This window comes from Pseudomonas sp. PL-6, from assembly GCF_054110165.1.
In genome coordinates, this window is record NZ_CM134189.1 from 1,961,769 (window position 1) to 1,975,724 (window position 13,956).

Consider the following 13,956-nt stretch of genomic DNA (forward strand, 5'->3'; position numbering starts at 1 on the left):
GCGGGAGTCTCTGGTTGCTGGGCCGCGCCACAAGTGGCGCTGGGCCCCGGGCGACAGGGCTTCCGGCCGGGCGCGAGAGGCTCGGCGGAAAAAATAGCGCGCGACTCTAGCACAGTCGCAGCGGGCGTCGACCGCGCCGGGGCGATCAGGGCGACAGGGTGCAAGCCGGTGTCGCATCTCGGCAAGCGGCGAGTGCTTGAAATATCGAACATCCGCTGCGTATTTTGTCCATCTCGCCGTCGGCCGACGGTATTCGAGCACACAAGGACAACCACAGATGAGCACTGCCAGCCGCCCTGCACTGGAAACCCTCCTGCGCGGCATCGACGAAATCGAGTGCGTGACCCCGGACCTCAACGGCGTGCCGCGTGGCAAGGTGATGACCGCCGCCGGCTTTCTCGAAGGGCGGCGGCTGCAACTGGCCCGCGGCGTGCTGCTGCAGTGCATCATGGGCGGCTACCCGCCGGCGCGTTTCTACGGCGGCGACGACGGCGACCTGGCGCTCAACGCCGTGCCGACGCAGATCCACCGCCTGCCCTGGAGCGAGCCGCCGCGCGCGCTGGCCATCTGCGACGCCGACGAGCTGGACGGACGCAGCAGTGGCCTGTCCACCCGCGGCCTGCTCAAGCGCGTGCTGGCGCGCTACGCCGAGCATGGCTGGCAGCCGGTGGTGGCCACCGAGCTGGAGTTCTTCGTGTTCGCGGCGAATGCCGATCCGCTGCAGCCGTTCCAGCCGCCGGTCGGTCTGGACGGTCGCCGCGAGGATGGTGGTGCGGCGTTCAGCGTCAGCTCCGGCAACGGCCTGCGCCCCTTCTTCGCCGAGGTCTACCGCTGCATGGCGGCGCTCGGCCTGCCGCGCGACACCTTCATGCACGAGATGGGCGTCAGCCAGTTCGAGATCAACCTGCTGCACGGCGATGCGTTGCAACTGGCCGACCAGACTCTGCTGTTCAAGCACCTGCTCAAGGAGGTCGGGCTCAAGCACGGTCTCAGCGTGGTGTGCATGGCCAAGCCGCTGGCGCATACCCCGGGCAGTTCCATGCATATCCACCAGAGCGTGGTGGAGCGGGGCAGCGGGCGCAATATCTTCAGCGCCGACGACGGCGAGGCGACGGCGGCCTTTTATCACTTCATCGGCGGTCAGCAGGCGGCGCTGGCCGATTTCACCCTGCTGTTCGCCCCCCATGTGAATTCCTACCAGCGCCTGTGCCATCCCTATGCCTCGCCGAACAATGCCTGCTGGTCGGCGGACAACCGCGCCGCCGGCCTGCGCATCCCGGCCAGTGCGCCGGTGGCGCGGCGGGTGGAGAACCGCCTGCCGGGCGCCGACGCCAACCCCTATCTGGCCCTGGCCGCCAGCCTGGCCGCCGGGTTGCATGGTCTGGAATGCGAGCTACAGCCGAGTGCGCCGATCCAGGGCGAGTTCGAGGTGCCCGACGAATTGGCGCTACCCTGTACCATGCATGCCGCCATCGAGCGTCTGAAACGCAGCGAGTTGGCGGTCGAACTGTTCGGTGCGGAATTCATCGAAGGTTACATCGCCAGCAAGACCCTGGAGCTGACCAGCTTCTACGATGAAATCACCCCCTGGGAGCGACGCGTGCTGGCCGCGCAGGCCTGACCGGCCGCCGCTCCCTATGTATTCGCGCCGTACCGCGCGCCCTGCCGGGCGCGCCCCGCACAAGGAGCCGTAGCCGTTCATGCGCCCGATCTGGAAGTCCTTCCGTTCGCTGTACTTCGCCACCTTGCTGATGCTGCTCGGCTCCGGCCTGCTCAGCACCTACCTGGCCCTGCGCCTGGCCGACACGGTGGACGGCCTGTGGGTCGGCGCGCTGATGGCGGCCAACTATTTCGGCCTGGTGCTCGGCGGCAAGCAGGGCCATCGGCTGATCGCCCGGGTCGGGCATATCCGCGCCTACGTCGCCTGCGCCGGGGTGGTCACCGCCGCGGTGCTCGGCCATGGCCTGGTGGAGTGGCTGCCGTTCTGGCTGCTGCTGCGCATGCTGGTGGGCCTGGGCATGATGTGCCAGTACATGGTGATCGAAAGCTGGCTCAACGAGCAGGCCGAGGCCAGCCAGCGCGGCCTGGTGTTCAGCGGCTATATGGCGGCCTGCTATCTGGGGCTGATCCTCGGCCAGCTGGTGCTGGTGGTGCACCCGACCTTGGGCCCGGAACTGCTGATGCTGGTGGCCCTGTGCTTCGCCCTGTGCCTGGTGCCGGTGGCGCTGACCCGGCGCCTGCACCCGGCACCGCTGCACCCGGCGCCGCTGGAGCTGCGCTTCTTCCTCAGCCGGGTGCCGCTGTCGCTGACCACCGTGGCCGTGGCCGGGCTGCTGATCGGGGCCTTCTATGGCCTGGCGCCGCTCTATGCCACGCGCATGGGCCTGAGCACCGAGCAGGTCGGCCTGTTCATGGGCAGCTGCATCCTCGCTGGCCTGCTGGTGCAGTGGCCGCTGGGCTGGCTGTCGGACCGACGCGACCGGGTACGGCTGATCCGCGGTTGCGCCGCACTGCTGCTGCTCGCCGCGTTGCCGCTGGCGCTGCTGCAGCAGGTGACGCTGCTGCCGCTGATCGGTATCGGCTTCGTGGTCAGCCTGATGCTGTTCAGTCTTTACCCGCTGGGGGTGGCGCTGGCCAACGACCACGTCGAGCCGGAGCGGCGGGTGTCGCTGACCGCCATGCTGCTGGTGACCTTCGGTGTCGGCGCCTGTATCGGCCCGCTGTTGGCGGGGGTGCTGATGCGCCTCTATGGCGCCCACATGCTCTACGTGTTCGTCTGCTGCTGCACGCTGATCCTGGTCTGGCGCATCCGTCCCGAGGTGGTCACTCACCTGCATCAGGTCGAGGACGCGCCGCTGCATCACCTGGGCAGCCCGGCCAATGTGGCCGGCTCGCCACTGATGGCAGCGCTCGATCCGCGGGTCGACGAGCAGACCGTGCAGGAGCAGATGCAGGACCCCGTCGCGGCGCCAGAGGAGCCGGCGGAGGCGCCACGGGCGACGCCATGAGCCGCCTCAGCGTCGTCATCCCGGCGCTGGACGAGGCCGCGGCGCTGCCGGCGTTGCTCGAAGATCTGCGCACGCTGCGCAGTGCCGGCGCCGAATTGATCCTGGTCGACGGCGGCAGCCGCGACGGCACGCCGCAATTGGCGGCCGCGCGGGTCGACCGCTTGCTGTACAGCCCGCCTGGTCGGGCGCGGCAGATGAACGCCGGCGCGGCGCAGGCCGGCGGCGACTACCTGTGGTTCCTGCATGCCGACACCCGGCTGAGCCCGGCTTGCCTGGCCGCGTTGCAGCAGGCGCTGGTCGATGAGCCGGGCTGGGGGCGTTTCGATCTACGCCTGTCGGGCGCTGGCCCATCGCTATGGTTGATCGGCCAGATGATCAACCTGCGTTCGCGGCTGACCGGCATCGCCAGCGGCGATCAGGGCATCTTCGTGCGCCGCGAGCTGTTCGAGTCGCTCGGCGGCTATGCCGACATCCCGCTGATGGAAGACCTCGAGCTGTGCCGGCGGCTCAGGCGCGTGGCCCGGCCGCGTTGTCTGCGCCCGCCGCTCTCGACGTCGAGCCGGCGTTGGGAGCAACATGGAACCTGGCGCACGGTCTGGTTGATGTGGCGTCTGCGCCTGGCCTACTACCGCGGGGTCAGCCCGGAGCTGCTGGCTGGCCGTTACCGAGGAGGAGCACGACGATGACCACGCTGTCACTCCACCTGCTGGCGCGCGCACCCGTCCCCGGACGGGTGAAGACGCGCCTGATTCCGACATTGGGCGAGGAGGGCGCCAGCCGCCTGCAGCGGGCGCTGCTGGAACAGACCCTGGCCCTGCCGCCGCTGGCCTTCGAGCAGCGTTTCCTGTGGCTGGACGGCGATGCCGACCGCCCCTTGCAGCAGTTGGCCGAGCGCCAGGACTGGGTGCTGGTGGAGCAGCCGGCCGGCGACCTCGGCGAGCGCATGCGGCGTATCGCGGCGCTCGGTCTGGCCGAGCACGACGGCGTGGTGCTGATCGGCAACGATTGCCCGGCGCTCGACGGCACCTACCTGCAGCAGGCCTGTGCGGCATTGGACGAGCACCGTGCGGTGCTCGGCCCGGCGGAGGACGGCGGCTACGTGCTGCTGGGCCTGCGCAGCCTCGATCACAGCCTGTTCGAGAACATGCCCTGGGGCGGCGATCAGGTGCTGGCGCGCACCCGCGAGTGCCTGCAGCGCCTGGCCTGGCCGCATCTGTTGTTGCCGACGCTATGGGACGTGGACCGGCCGCAGGATCTGGCGCGCCTGGCGGAGCTGGATCAGCGCTGGCGCAACCTGGTGCACTGACCTTAGAACAGGCCGTCGCTCTCGCTGCGCCGCGCTTCGCGCTGCAGCTGGTAGACGAAGCGCTCGACCTGGCGCTGCTCCAGACCGCTCATGCGGTAGAAGCGGGTGCCGACGAAGGTCATGTCGACCTTCTCCTCGTACTGCACGTGGCGCAGCTCCACCGCACAGGTCATGGCGCCGAACGGCAGCTGGGCGGTGAGGCGCTCGTGCACCTGGCCGTTGTGCAATTGCTGGCTGAGGTCGCCGGCAAAGCGCAGCTTGCAGCCGGTGGCGGAGATGTCCAGCAGCTGGCCGGGGAGCGGTTCGCGCAGCTTGTCGCCGGCCAGCACCACCTTGATCAGGTCGCTCTGCTTGAGCGGCGCGCGGTAGGCGCTGCGGCGCTGGTGATAGATCACCTCCTGCGGCAGCGGCGCCCAGTAGCAGGGCGCCCCCTCGAACTCGCCCAGCTGCACCTCGTGCTCGCAGCTCCAGGCCACGCGCACGCCCTCACGGTAGGCCTCGACGCTGAAGGCTTCGCCCTGCTTGAGGAAGCGCTCGCCATCGTTGGGAATGATTTCGTCCAGCGCCACGCGGTTGCGCTCGCGGTCGATTTCCACCAGGTAGCTCTGGAATCGCTGGCTGCGATCCTTGAACTGGATCACCAGCGGGTCGTGGTTCTGTTGCAGTTGGCGCAGGGTGGCAATGATTTCCACGGGTGCCTTGAGCACCTTGGGCGGCTGAGGACCATTTTCCTCGTTGAACGCGCTGGACACAGTTCGGAACTCTCCGAGTCATCGACTACAACGGCACTAGAATACTGGCAGAGTGCCTGCGTGTCCCTGTGCTTTTTCTTGTGGTGGCTCAGGCCTGGCTGAGTGGCCTTTGCTGGGCGATTCTAGCCGCACTGCCACGGCTGTCATAGAGCCCCGGCGTCTCGCCGCCGCGGAGGATGCCGAGGATGCTGCCGACCGAGGCCTGGTTGGCGCGGATCAGTCGGCCGTTGCGCAGGTTGGCCTCCTGGCAGCGCTGCAGCAGGGCGGACAGCGCCTCGCTGCGTGCCAGCAACTGTTCGCCCAGCGCGGAGCCTGCCGCCAGTGCGCCGAGGCCGTCGCGGTCGGCGCTCAGGCCGGCGGCCAGGAGCAGGCGACTGCGCTCGCCGCCGTGCTGCTGGAGCAGGGCGAGCAGGGGTTGTTTGTCGCTGAGCAGGCTGTCCAGGCGCGGCAGGTCGCGCTCGGTCAGGGCCTGGAATTCGGCATCGATCAGCTCAAGCAGTTGCTCGGCGGTGCCGATATCGGTGGTGAACAGGTCAAGCAGGGCAGTGTCGTGCATGGCGGGCTCTTGGGGGTCGGGCGTCCAACACCCCCAGCGCAGCCCTGGGACTAGCGCTGGGATTCGAAGTTGAGCAGTTTTTCGGCGACGCGCTGACTGTCGACCTGGTAGCTGCCGTCGGCAATCGCCTGTTTCAGCTGGGCCACGCGCTCCTTGTTGACGATCGGCTGGTCGCGCAGCTTCTCGCCGATCTTCTGCAGCTGCTGCGCCTCGCGGCTCAGCTGTACCGGCTCGCCGGTCTTTGCGGTGTTCTGCTCATCGCCGCCGGCGACCGGCGCCTGAGTCGGCGTTGCCGGCTCGTTGCGATTGCCAGCCTGAGTCGCGCCGGTACGCCCCGCGTTGGCGGGCGTATTGGCATTGTTCAGCCGGTTGAAGTCGATGACCATGATGCAGAACCTCGGACGATATGGTGGACGCTTGCCAAGCTTTCGGCCGCTGCCGGTAAAACTTTAGGGCTATTTTCGCTGCGTCGTTAAACAGTGTAGGAAATCGCCTGGCTGTTGCGCTACAAGAAACATGCCTACATGGCCACTTGCACTTGTCCGGGCCCGATCACGCGGGCGCGCACCACCCGTTGCGAACGCAGGTTGCGCACGTTGATCTGCTGGCCGGGAGCGCCGTCGCTGAGCGCTTCGCCGGGCATGCGTACGTTGATCGTGCCGCTGCTGGCGCTGATCACCACCTGGTCGCCGCGACGGATCGCCTCGGCCACCTGCAGATGGTTCGGCGCCAGAACCTGGTTGCTGCCCAGCTGGCGCGTCAATTTCTTGCCGATCGCCTGGGCCGGATCGGTCAGGTAGCCCTGACGGAGCTTGCCGACGTCGTGCTCGACCAGGCTCAGGTCGGCGGCGCCGACCACGCTCATGCGTTCGAGCGGGCGGGTCAGCACCGCCACCTGGCGAAACAGACGCACCTCGGCCGGCACGAACACGGTCCAGGGCGCGCTGCCTTCGCAGCGTACCCGCGTGGTGACGCGCCCAATGGGTTGTGCCGGGCTTTCGAGCTGCGTAGTCAAAGGCTGGTCGCACAGAGGCAGGCGCAGCCGCGGGTCGAGTCGACTGACCTGGATCTCATGGCGGCCCTGGATTTCGCTACGCTGTAAATGGTCGACCACGGCCTGCTCAAGAAAGGCCTCGGTGGCGCCGATAAGCTGGTCGGTACTGGTGAAGGCCGCCGCAGCGCTGCCGCTGTAGCCGATCACTGGCAAAGCGAGTAAAACGGGCAGGGCGTCCAGGCACTTTGCCAGCAGCTGACGGAATGATGACGTTCTTGGCTTCATGACCAATGCAAAGCAAGCCCCGTGCCGCCTGCTAGGCTGCAAGGGGTTGGCGTTACTAGACGAGAAGGAGTCCGGGCATGGCCGGGTTGATGGATTCGGTTAACCAGCGCACCCAACTGGTAGGGCAGAACCGCTTGGAGTTGCTGCTGTTCCGCCTGGAAGGCCCGCAGCTGTATGGCATCAACGTGTTCAAGGTGAAGGAGGTGCTGCAATGCCCCAACCTCACCATCATGCCCAAGTCCAGCCCGGTGGTGCGCGGGGTGGCCAATATCCGCGGCGGCACCATCCCGATTCTCGACCTGTCCATCGCCACCGGGCGGGCGGCTCTGGAAGACCTCAAGACCAGCTTCGTGATCATCACCGAGTACAACACCAAGGTGCAGGGCTTCCTGGTGCGCTCGGTGGAACGCATCGTCAACATGAACTGGGAGGAGATCCATCCGCCACCCAAGGGCGCCGGGCGCGACCACTACCTGACCGCGGTGACCCGCCTCGACCAGCAGCTGGTGGAGATCATCGACGTGGAGAAGATTCTCGCCGAGGTGGCGCCCACCTCCGAGGTGATCTCCGCCGGGGTGATCGACGAGCAGGTGCAGAGCAGTGCGGTAACCAAGCACGTGCTGATCGTCGACGACTCCTCGGTGGCGCGCAAACAGGTGTCGCGCTGCCTGCAGACCGTGGGCGTGGAGGTCACCGCGCTGAACGACGGCCGCGAGGCGCTCAATTACCTCAAGCAGATGGCTGACGAGGGCCAGCGCCCCGACGAGGAGTTGCTGATGCTGATTTCCGACATCGAGATGCCGGAGATGGACGGCTATACCCTGACCACCGAGATTCGCAGCGATCCGCGCATGCAGAAGCTGCATATCCTCCTGCATACTTCGCTGTCCGGGGTATTCAACCAGGCGATGGTGAAGAAGGTCGGCGCGGACGATTTCCTCGCCAAGTTCAAGCCGGACGACCTGGCCTCTAGGGTGGTCGAGCGGATTCGCGTGGCGGATGGGGGCTGAGGGGTGACCTTCGGCGAATGTTATGGTCGGTGAGGCGGCACTAGTGTCTTCAGGTAATTTGGATTTCGAGCAGTTCCGGACTTTCCTGGAAAAGGCCTGCGGTATTCTGCTGGGCAGCAACAAGCAGTACCTGGTCTCCAGCCGTCTGAACAAGCTGATGGAACAGAACGGCATCAAGACCCTGGGCGAGCTGGTGCAGCGCATGCAGAACCAGCCGCGCAGCGGCCTGCGCGAGCAGGTGGTCGATGCCATGACCACCAACGAAACCCTGTGGTTTCGCGACACCTACCCCTTCGAGGTACTGAAGAACCGGGTGCTGCCGGAGTTGATCAAGGCCTATCCGGCGCAGCGCCTGCGCATCTGGTCGGCGGCCTGTTCGTCCGGGCAGGAGCCCTATTCGCTGTCGATGTCGATCGACGAGTTCGAGCGGACCAATATCGGCCAGCTCAAGGGCGGGGTGCAGATCGTCGCCACTGACCTGTCGCCGTCGATGCTGGCCAACTGCAAGTCCGGCGAGTACGACAGCCTGGCCATGGGCCGCGGCCTGGCCCAGGAGCGCCTGCAGCGTTATTTCGACCCCAAGGGGCCGGGCCGCTGGCAGGTCAAGGCGCCGATCAAGAACCGCGTCGAGTTTCGCCCGCTCAACCTGCTGGACAGCTACGCGGCGCTGGGCAAGTTCGACATCGTGTTCTGCCGCAACGTGCTGATCTACTTCTCCGCGGAGGTGAAGAAGGACATCCTCACGCGCATCCATGCCACCCTCAAGCCGGGTGGCTACCTGTTCCTCGGTGCGTCTGAGGCGCTCAACGGCCTGCCCGAGAAGTACCAGATGGTGCAGTGCAGTCCGGGCATCATCTATAAGGCCAAGTAGTGGCGCGATCACCATCGGTGGAGCAGAGCGGGAGGCCTAGGCCTCCCGTTTGCGTTTCCTGGCCTGGGGATCTCGCCTGCCCGCTGTCCGGACCCCGTTGCGCCGAGGCGGCACCCCGTGGGAGGCGCGTCAGCGGCGACTTCCACTCTCCCGAACCTTCCGTGGCCCCAAGGCAACCCGGTGGGGCTTCCCTGGCCGGCAATCGCATCCGGGCTACTCGGTTTTCGCGGGCGCCATTCGATCTGTCCATTGGTGATCGAGGCCGCTCCCCGGCATCACCGCCGGGCGGCAAACAGTCGAACGGCCTTTGCCGCTCGCTTGCCTACGGGCGGTAAGGGCTTGCCGCTTTGCCGCTTGCGTCGTCTCGTTATTTGTTTAACTAACTGATTTATAAGTGATTTATTAGTTGGCACAAGCTTTGCTGAATGTCTGGCAGGAAAGACCAGACTGCCCCAGCGGCAAAGGTTGCAGAGCATGAGCATCAATTTCGGCAAGGCCCTCGGTATCCACGAACAGGCACTCGGCTTCCGCGCCCAGCGTGCCGAGGTGTTGGCCAACAACATCGCCAACGCCGATACCCCCAACTACAAGGCGCGCGACCTCGACTTCGCCAGCGTGCTGGCCGCGCAGAGCGCCAAGCAGCAGCGCGGCAACGTTGCCCTGGCGCGCACCGACGGCCGCCATATCGGCGCCGAGGGCATCGCCACCGGCCAGGCCGAGCTGGCCTATCGCACGCCGCTGCATGCCTCGCTGGACCAGAACACCGTCGACCTGCAGATGGAGCAGTCGAACTACGCCGAGAACTCGGTGCATTTTCAGGCCAGCTTCACCTTCCTCAACAGCAAGTTCAAAGGGCTGACCAGCGCCCTGCGCGGCGAATAAGGAGCGCGACCATGTCCCTTGCCAGTGTCTTCAATATCGCCGGAACCGGCATGAGCGCGCAGAGCACGCGCCTCAATACCATCTCCAGCAACATCGCCAACGCCGAAACGGTGTCCTCAAGCATCGACCAGACCTACCGCGCCCGCCATCCGGTGTTCGCCACCGTGTTCCAGCAGGCGCAGGGCGGCGACCGGGGTTCGCTGTTCGCCGAGCAGGACGAGGCCGGCCGTGGCGTGCAGGTGCTCGGCGTGGTCGAGGACCAGAGCAGCCTGATGCCACGCTACGAGCCGGATCATCCGGCGGCGGACGCCGGCGGCTACGTGTACTACCCCAACGTCAACGTGGTCGAGGAGATGGCCGACATGATTTCCGCCAGTCGCGCCTTCCAGACCAACGTGGAAATGATGAATACCGCCAAACAGATGCTGCAGCGCGTGCTGACCCTGGGTCAGTAAGTCAGCGAAAGGGAGTCAGGCATGAGCACAGTCAGCGGCACCAGTTCGGTACTGGATCAGTACCAGATCAAGCAGGACACCACGCAGAACAAGGAACTCGGCAAGAACGAGTTCCTCAACCTGCTGGTGGCCCAGTTGAACAACCAGAATCCGCTGGAGCCGCAAGGCAACGGCGAGTTCATCGCCCAGCTGGCGCAGTTCAGCCAGGTCGAGGGCATCGAGAAGCTCAATACCAGCATGGAGTCGCTGCTCTCCGGCTATCAATCGTCGCAGGCGCTGCAGGCCTCGTCGCTGGTCGGGCGCAAGGTCATAGTGCCGAGCGAGAAGGCGGTGGTCGATACCAGCGAGAGCTTCAAGGCCAGCACGGTGCTGCCGGTCAGCAGCAGCAACGTCTACGTCAACGTCTACGACAGCGCCGGCTCGGTGGTCACGCGCATCAACCTGGGCGAGCAGGCTGCCGGCAACGTCAGCTTCATCTGGGACGGCAAGGATTCCAGCGGCAAGCTGATGCCGCCCGGCACCTACAAGTTCGAGGCGCAGGCCACCTACGGCGACGAGACCAAGGGCCTGTACACCCTGCTGCCGGCCAACGTCGACAGCGTCACCCTGGGCGGCAGCGAGCTGATGCTCAACCTCGCCGGCCTCGGCAGCGTTCCGATTTCCCAAGTGCAAGTCATCGGCCAATAACTATTGCCGCCGGCAGTTCCGGCAAAGGAGTCCTCCATGTCGTTCAATATTGGTCTCAGCGGCCTGCGCGCCGCGACCAAGGATCTCAACGTCACCGGCAATAACATCGCCAACGCCGGCACCGCCGGCTTCAAGCAGTCGCGCGCCGAATTCGCCGATGTCTATGCCGCCTCGGTGCTGGGGTCCGGCTCCAACCCGCAGGGCAGCGGGGTGCTGCTCGGCGACATCTCGCAGCAGTTCAACCAGGGCAATATCAACTACACGCAGAACGCCCTGGATCTGGCGATCAACGGCAACGGCTTCTTCGTCACCAGCAACAACGGCGAGATCAGCTACACCCGCGCCGGTTACTTCGGCACCGACCGCGACGGTTTCATGGTGAACAACTTCGGCTATCGCCTGCAGGGCTACTCGGTCGATGCCAACGGCAACCTGCAAAACGGCATCGTCAACGATATCCAGATCCAGACCGCCAACCAGGAGCCGCGCGCCACCGCCAACCTGGATCAGACCTTCAACCTCAACTCGAACAACACCGTGCCGAGCACCGTGCCGTTCGACCCGACCGACCCGACCAGCTACAACTCGTCCACCTCGACCAACATCTACGACACCCAGGGCAACTCCCACGTCTTCACCCAATACTTCGTCAAGACCGGGGCCAACAGCTGGACCATGAACGTGCTGATCGACGGGCGCAACCCGGACGATCCGACCCTGACCACGCCGTCCAGCGTCGACCTGCAGTTCACCACCGCCGGCCAGCTCGATGTGGCCGCGCTGATCGCCTCGACGCCGACCGGCTTCACCGTGGCCGCCGACGGCACCATCGACCTGACCAGCTGGGTGCCGGCCGCGCCGGACAACTCGGTGCCGCCGGTGTGGGGGCCGAACGGGGCGACGGCCAACGCGACGGGGGTCAATATCGATCTGCGCCAGGCGACCCAGTTCGCCAGTTCCTTCGCGGTCAACAGCGTCAGCCAGGACGGCTACACCACCGGCCAGCTGGCCGGCCTGGAAATCGACGACACCGGGGTGATCTTCGCCCGTTACACCAATGGCCAGTCCAAGGTGCAGGGGCAGGTGGTGCTGGCCAACTTCGCCAACGTGCAGGGCCTGACGCCGGTGGGCAAGACCGCCTGGGTGCAGTCCTTCGAGTCCGGCGAGCCGGTGGTCGGCACGCCGCGTGCCGGCACCCTGGGCGCGCTGCAGTCCGGCGCCCTGGAGGACTCCAACGTCGAGCTGTCCGATCAGCTGGTCAACCTGATCGTCGCCCAGCGCAACTACCAGGCCAACGCCAAGACCATCGAGACCGAAAGCGCCATCACCCAGACCATCATCAACCTGCGTTGATGAAACCCGCTCCGGCAAAGCGGCAAGCCTGGCTTGCCGCTTTGCCGTTCCGGCGCCGGCAAACTCTCGCCGCCGGCGTTCTCCGGATTGCCGTTCTGTTTTGATAAAGCCTTTTAAATCAGCTGCTTGAGTGATTTTTTCGAATCTGGCACGGCGCTTGCTGAATAGCTTGCAAAGAGCCACGGGCAACAGGCCCTCTCGGAGAATCACCATGGACAAGCTGCTGTACGTCTCCATGACCGGCGCGCACAACAACACCCTGGCGCAGCGCGCGCACGCCAACAACCTGGCCAACGTCTCCACTTCGGGTTTCCGTCGCGACTTCGAGCAGGCGCGTTCCATGCCGCTGTTCGGCGACAGCTACCCGGCGCGCGTCTACGCCATGAGCGAGCGCCCGGCCACCGACTTTCGTCCCGGCTCGCTGCAGGAAACCGGCCGCGATCTGGACGTGGCGGTCGGTGGCAAGGGCTGGATCGCCGTGCAGGCGCCCGACGGCAGCGAGGCCTACGTGCGCACCGCCAGCCTGAACATCGACGCCCTCGGCATGCTGCGCACCGGCAACGGTTTGCCGGTGATCGGCAATGCCGGGCCGATTGCCGTGCCGCCGGAGCAGAAGGTGGAGATCGGCCAGGACGGCACCATCAGCATTCGCGCCCTCGGCGAGGACCCCAATGTGCTGGCCGAGGTCGACCGCATCAAGCTGGTCAACCCCGATCCCAAGTCGCTGGAGAAGGGCAGCGACGGCCTGATCCGGGTCAAGGGCCAGGCCGCGGCGCCGGCCGATGCCCTGGTGCAGGTGACCTCCGGCTTTCTCGAGTCGAGCAACGTCAACGCCGTCGAGGAGATGACCGCGATCCTCTCGCTGTCACGCCAGTTCGAGCTGCAAGTGAAGATGATGCGCACCGCCGAGGACAACGCCTCGTCCATGGCGCGGGTTTTGCAAATTAGCTAATTATCAGCACGCGGCGCCATGAATCTGGCGTCCGAGGAGAGTCGATATGCTTCCGGCACTGTGGGTCAGCAAGACCGGTTTGTCCGCCCAGGACATGAACCTGACCACCATTTCCAACAACCTGGCCAACGTCTCCACCACCGGCTTCAAGCGCGATCGCGCCGAGTTCGAGGACTTGCTGTACCAGATCCGTCGCCAGCCGGGCGGCCAGTCCAGCCAGGACAGCGAACTGCCCTCCGGCCTGCAGCTGGGCACCGGGGTGCGCGTGGTCGGCACGCAGAAGATCTTCACCGCCGGCAGCCTGCAGACCACCGAGCAGCCGCTGGACCTGGCGATCAACGGCCGCGGCTTCTTCCAGGTCCTGCAGCCCGACGGCACCGTCTCCTACACCCGCGACGGCAGCTTCCACCTCGATTCCGACGGCCAGATCGTCACCTCCAGCGGCTTCGCCCTGGAGCCGGCCATCGTCCTGCCGGGCGAGGTGCGCACCTTCACCGTCGGCGAGGACGGCACCGTGTCGGTGACCACCGCCGGCAACGCCCAGCCGCAGATCATCGGCAACATCCAGCTGGCCGACTTCGTCAACCCGGCCGGCCTCGAAGCCATTGGCAACAACCTGTTCCTGGAGACCGGCTCCAGCGGCGCGCCGCAGGTCGGCAACCCGGGCCTCAACGGCCTCGGCACCACCCTGCAGAACACCCTGGAGAACTCCAACGTCAGCGTGGTGGAGGAGCTGGTGAACATGATCACCACCCAGCGCGCCTACGAAATGAACTCCAAGGTGATTTCCACCGCCGATCAGATGCTGTCCTTCGTGACGCAGAACCTCTGATCCTTTCTTGATT

General features: G+C 66.0%; 16 protein-coding genes. 12 read left to right on the top strand and 4 right to left on the bottom strand.

Annotated features, from left to right (window positions below):
* Positions 1-379 precede the first annotated feature (379 nt).
* From ACW9UL_RS09110 to ACW9UL_RS09125, 4 genes are all read left to right on the top strand, one after another.
* Positions 380-1,621 carry a glutamine synthetase family protein gene (locus tag ACW9UL_RS09110; RefSeq protein WP_457790933.1) on the top strand — a complete coding sequence of 414 codons (1,242 nt, stop codon included), beginning with the start codon at positions 380-382 and terminating at the stop codon, positions 1,619-1,621.
* Between the two features lie 79 nt (positions 1,622-1,700).
* A complete protein-coding gene (locus ACW9UL_RS09115) occupies positions 1,701-3,008 on the top strand; it encodes an MFS transporter (protein ID WP_122108437.1) in 1,308 nt (435 codons plus the stop codon).
* Entirely contained in the window at positions 3,005-3,694 is a 690-nt protein-coding gene (locus tag ACW9UL_RS09120) for a TIGR04283 family arsenosugar biosynthesis glycosyltransferase (RefSeq protein ID WP_457790285.1), read from the top strand. Before ACW9UL_RS09115 ends, ACW9UL_RS09120 begins: the two co-directional genes overlap by 4 nt.
* On the top strand, positions 3,691-4,314 hold the full coding sequence (locus tag ACW9UL_RS09125; protein WP_457790287.1) for a TIGR04282 family arsenosugar biosynthesis glycosyltransferase: 624 nt from the start codon (positions 3,691-3,693) through the stop codon (positions 4,312-4,314). Before ACW9UL_RS09120 ends, ACW9UL_RS09125 begins: the two co-directional genes overlap by 4 nt.
* A gap of 2 nt (positions 4,315-4,316) precedes the next feature.
* Here ACW9UL_RS09125 and ACW9UL_RS09130 read toward each other — a convergent pair whose 3' ends face one another.
* The 4 genes from ACW9UL_RS09130 to flgA form a co-directional block, all read right to left on the bottom strand.
* The gene (locus tag ACW9UL_RS09130; RefSeq protein WP_457790289.1) at positions 4,317-5,066 is read right to left on the bottom strand and encodes a flagellar brake protein; all 750 of its coding nucleotides are present in this window, start codon (positions 5,064-5,066) and stop codon (positions 4,317-4,319) included.
* 88 nt (positions 5,067-5,154) lie between these two features.
* Positions 5,155-5,622, bottom strand: a complete 468-nt coding sequence (locus ACW9UL_RS09135; protein WP_397497398.1) for a flagellar protein FlgN — start codon at positions 5,620-5,622, stop codon at positions 5,155-5,157.
* Between the two features lie 50 nt (positions 5,623-5,672).
* Entirely contained in the window at positions 5,673-6,008 is a 336-nt protein-coding gene (gene flgM, locus ACW9UL_RS09140; RefSeq protein WP_021443983.1) for a flagellar biosynthesis anti-sigma factor FlgM, read from the bottom strand.
* Between the two features lie 134 nt (positions 6,009-6,142).
* Positions 6,143-6,901: a flagellar basal body P-ring formation chaperone FlgA gene (gene flgA, locus ACW9UL_RS09145; protein ID WP_457790291.1), complete on the bottom strand. Its 759-nt coding sequence runs from the start codon at positions 6,899-6,901 to the stop codon at positions 6,143-6,145.
* 77 nt (positions 6,902-6,978) lie between these two features.
* Here flgA and ACW9UL_RS09150 point away from each other — a divergent pair, with 77 nt between their 5' ends.
* The 8 genes from ACW9UL_RS09150 (at position 6,979) to flgG (ending at position 13,943) form a co-directional block, all read left to right on the top strand.
* On the top strand, positions 6,979-7,911 hold the full coding sequence (locus tag ACW9UL_RS09150; protein ID WP_122108431.1) for a chemotaxis protein CheV: 933 nt from the start codon (positions 6,979-6,981) through the stop codon (positions 7,909-7,911).
* A 43-nt stretch (positions 7,912-7,954) separates the two neighbouring features.
* The gene (cheR, locus tag ACW9UL_RS09155) at positions 7,955-8,782 is read left to right on the top strand and encodes a protein-glutamate O-methyltransferase CheR (RefSeq protein ID WP_122108430.1); all 828 of its coding nucleotides are present in this window, start codon (positions 7,955-7,957) and stop codon (positions 8,780-8,782) included.
* Between the two features lie 474 nt (positions 8,783-9,256).
* A complete protein-coding gene (flgB, locus tag ACW9UL_RS09160; RefSeq protein ID WP_122108429.1) occupies positions 9,257-9,664 on the top strand; it encodes a flagellar basal body rod protein FlgB in 408 nt (135 codons plus the stop codon).
* 11 nt (positions 9,665-9,675) lie between these two features.
* Positions 9,676-10,119 (top strand): flagellar basal body rod protein FlgC, encoded by a 444-nt coding sequence (gene flgC / locus ACW9UL_RS09165; RefSeq protein WP_021443988.1) that lies wholly within the window; start codon positions 9,676-9,678, stop codon positions 10,117-10,119.
* Between the two features lie 21 nt (positions 10,120-10,140).
* Positions 10,141-10,806 (top strand): flagellar hook assembly protein FlgD, encoded by a 666-nt coding sequence (gene flgD / locus ACW9UL_RS09170; protein WP_021443989.1) that lies wholly within the window; start codon positions 10,141-10,143, stop codon positions 10,804-10,806.
* A 36-nt stretch (positions 10,807-10,842) separates the two neighbouring features.
* A complete protein-coding gene (gene flgE, locus ACW9UL_RS09175; RefSeq protein WP_457790294.1) occupies positions 10,843-12,159 on the top strand; it encodes a flagellar hook protein FlgE in 1,317 nt (438 codons plus the stop codon).
* A gap of 211 nt (positions 12,160-12,370) precedes the next feature.
* On the top strand, positions 12,371-13,111 hold the full coding sequence (locus tag ACW9UL_RS09180; protein ID WP_021443991.1) for a flagellar basal-body rod protein FlgF: 741 nt from the start codon (positions 12,371-12,373) through the stop codon (positions 13,109-13,111).
* A 46-nt stretch (positions 13,112-13,157) separates the two neighbouring features.
* Positions 13,158-13,943, top strand: a complete 786-nt coding sequence (gene flgG / locus ACW9UL_RS09185; protein ID WP_021443992.1) for a flagellar basal-body rod protein FlgG — start codon at positions 13,158-13,160, stop codon at positions 13,941-13,943.
* The last annotated feature ends 13 nt before the right edge of the window (positions 13,944-13,956 follow it).

Bases quoted from the DNA above. Each gene is read 5' to 3' on its own strand.
- ACW9UL_RS09110 (WP_457790933.1), top strand. From the start codon at position 380: ATGACCGCCGCCGGCTTTCTCGAAGGGCGGCGGCTGCAACTGGCCCGC.
- ACW9UL_RS09115 (WP_122108437.1), top strand. From the start codon at position 1,701: ATGCGCCCGATCTGGAAGTCCTTCCGTTCGCTGTACTTCGCCACCTTG.
- ACW9UL_RS09120 (WP_457790285.1), top strand. From the start codon at position 3,005: ATGAGCCGCCTCAGCGTCGTCATCCCGGCGCTGGACGAGGCCGCGGCG.
- ACW9UL_RS09125 (WP_457790287.1), top strand. From the start codon at position 3,691: ATGACCACGCTGTCACTCCACCTGCTGGCGCGCGCACCCGTCCCCGGA.
- ACW9UL_RS09135 (WP_397497398.1), bottom strand. From the start codon at position 5,622: ATGCACGACACTGCCCTGCTTGACCTGTTCACCACCGATATCGGCACC.
- flgM (WP_021443983.1), bottom strand. From the start codon at position 6,008: ATGGTCATCGACTTCAACCGGCTGAACAATGCCAATACGCCCGCCAAC.
- flgA (WP_457790291.1), bottom strand. From the start codon at position 6,901: ATGAAGCCAAGAACGTCATCATTCCGTCAGCTGCTGGCAAAGTGCCTG.
- ACW9UL_RS09150 (WP_122108431.1), top strand. From the start codon at position 6,979: ATGGCCGGGTTGATGGATTCGGTTAACCAGCGCACCCAACTGGTAGGG.
- flgB (WP_122108429.1), top strand. From the start codon at position 9,257: ATGAGCATCAATTTCGGCAAGGCCCTCGGTATCCACGAACAGGCACTC.
- flgC (WP_021443988.1), top strand. From the start codon at position 9,676: ATGTCCCTTGCCAGTGTCTTCAATATCGCCGGAACCGGCATGAGCGCG.
- flgD (WP_021443989.1), top strand. From the start codon at position 10,141: ATGAGCACAGTCAGCGGCACCAGTTCGGTACTGGATCAGTACCAGATC.
- flgE (WP_457790294.1), top strand. From the start codon at position 10,843: ATGTCGTTCAATATTGGTCTCAGCGGCCTGCGCGCCGCGACCAAGGAT.
- ACW9UL_RS09180 (WP_021443991.1), top strand. From the start codon at position 12,371: ATGGACAAGCTGCTGTACGTCTCCATGACCGGCGCGCACAACAACACC.
- flgG (WP_021443992.1), top strand. From the start codon at position 13,158: ATGCTTCCGGCACTGTGGGTCAGCAAGACCGGTTTGTCCGCCCAGGAC.